Annotated in this window: 3 protein-coding genes and 1 pseudogene; all 4 read left to right on the top strand. The window is 69.6% G+C overall.

Translation table 11 applies throughout. From position 1 onward, the window contains the following. A pseudogene (locus VGD32_RS10625) lies at positions 1-96 on the top strand (cold-shock protein); the annotation flags it as partial. A 204-nt stretch (positions 97-300) separates the two neighbouring features. Further along, a complete protein-coding gene (locus tag VGD32_RS10620; protein ID WP_331031858.1) occupies positions 301-909 on the top strand; it encodes a fasciclin domain-containing protein in 609 nt (202 codons plus the stop codon). Between the two features lie 225 nt (positions 910-1134). Continuing rightward, entirely contained in the window at positions 1135-1347 is a 213-nt protein-coding gene (locus VGD32_RS10615; protein ID WP_168049007.1) for a cold-shock protein, read from the top strand. 75 nt (positions 1348-1422) lie between these two features. After that, positions 1423-1676 (top strand): hypothetical protein (locus VGD32_RS10610; protein WP_331031857.1); only part of this gene is annotated, 254 nt, incomplete at its 3' end.

Here is a 1676-nt window from a genome sequence, read left to right as displayed (position 1 = left end):
CGCGGCCTCGATGAAAACCAGAAGGTTTCCTACGAAATCGAGCGCGACAAGCGTTCGGGCAAGGAATCGGCTGGTCAGCTGAAGACCGAGGGCTGACTTCAGGCGCCGGTCTCCGGCGCGTGATTTGAACGGCGGCGGATGCGAAGGCGTCCGCCGCCGTTTTGCCGTCCGGGGCGCCCCTACGTGCGAAAGGCCGTTCCGGATCGCCGGTGTGGCCACTGGCCGCGGCGATGATCCGCCCGCGCCGCTCCGTCGTCTCTCTCTCCGAGCCGCAACGACGGCCGCTCAGGAGAGACACAGATGACCTTCACCCCCACGCGTTCCGTCCTCGTCGCCGGCGTCGCCGCCTGCGCCGTGATCGCCGGCGCCTGCTCGCCCGCCGAGACCCCCGCCGCGCCGGTCGCCGCCGAACCCGCCGCCGCGCAGCAGACCGTCACCGTCGGCGGCGCTCCCATGTACCCCAACAGGACCATCGTCCAGAACGCCGTCAACTCCGCCGACCACACCACACTGGTGACCGCGGTGACCGCCGCCGGCCTCGTCGAGACCCTGTCCGGCCCCGGCCCGTTCACGGTCTTCGCCCCGACCAACGCCGCCTTCGGCAAGCTGCCGGCTGGCACGGTCGAAAGCCTCGTGGAGCCGGCCAACAAGGCGCCCCTGACCAGGATCCTGACCTACCACGTGGTGCCCGGCCGGATCGCCTCGGCCGACCTGATCCAGCAGATCCAGGCCGGCGGCGGCAGCGCCCGCCTGACCACCGTCGAGGGCGGCGTGCTCACCGCTTCGCTGCGCGGCGCCGCCGTCATCCTGACCGACGAGAAGGGCGGCGAGGCCACCGTCACCCAGGCCGACGTGTTCCAGTCCAACGGCGTGATCCACGTCACCGATACGGTCTCCATGCCGAACTGACGGAGGCCGGCTCCGGGCCGCCGTCCTTCCCGGCGGTCCGGGGCGTTTCCGTCCCCGCCCTTGCTATTGGCGGGGAAAGGGCCCACCTGAGGCCTCGTCGATCTCTCTGCGAAACGCTGCTGCCCCTTTGCATCGCGCACCGAGGTCCAAAGCCGATCCCATTCAGACCCGACAGGCCGACCCGGAACCTCTTCCGGCGGTCAACTGCTAGCGGAGGTCCTGAAAATGGCTACCGGCACTGTGAAATGGTACAACTCCACCAAGGGCTATGGCTTCATCGCCCCTGACGACGGCGGCAAGGACGTGTTCGTCCACGCTTCGGCCGTCGAGGTCTCGGACCTGGGCTCGCTCAACGAAAACCAGAAGGTCTCCTACGAGATCGAGCGCGACTCGCGCTCGGGCAAGGAATCGGCCGGTCGCCTGAAGGCCGCCGAATAGTTTCCGACTGACGGAAGGGCCGGCCGCCGATCACGGCGCCGGCCCGACCACCGTATCCTTGTACTGGAGACTGCCATGACCCCGCTTGCCGACATGATCCCCGCCATGAGCGACCCCGACCTCAAGGCCCTGCGCGCCAACGCCGCCCGCCTGTCGGAATCCGGCTCCGCGGTCCAGATGAACGCCGCCGCCGAGATCCTGCCCCTGATCGACGCCGAAACCGCCCGCCGCGCCGCTGCGCCGGCCTCGACGGTCAAGAAGGTCCGCGCGCCGGCCAAGAAGAAGGTCGTCCCCGCGTCCGGCCACCAGACCGCCCTGCCCTCCAAGGC

The organism is Brevundimonas sp., from assembly GCF_036402095.1.
Taxonomy (GTDB): Bacteria; Pseudomonadota; Alphaproteobacteria; order Caulobacterales; family Caulobacteraceae; genus Brevundimonas.
The sequence above is the reverse complement of the archived record's forward strand: the minus strand, read 5'-3'. Positions and strand labels throughout refer to the sequence as shown.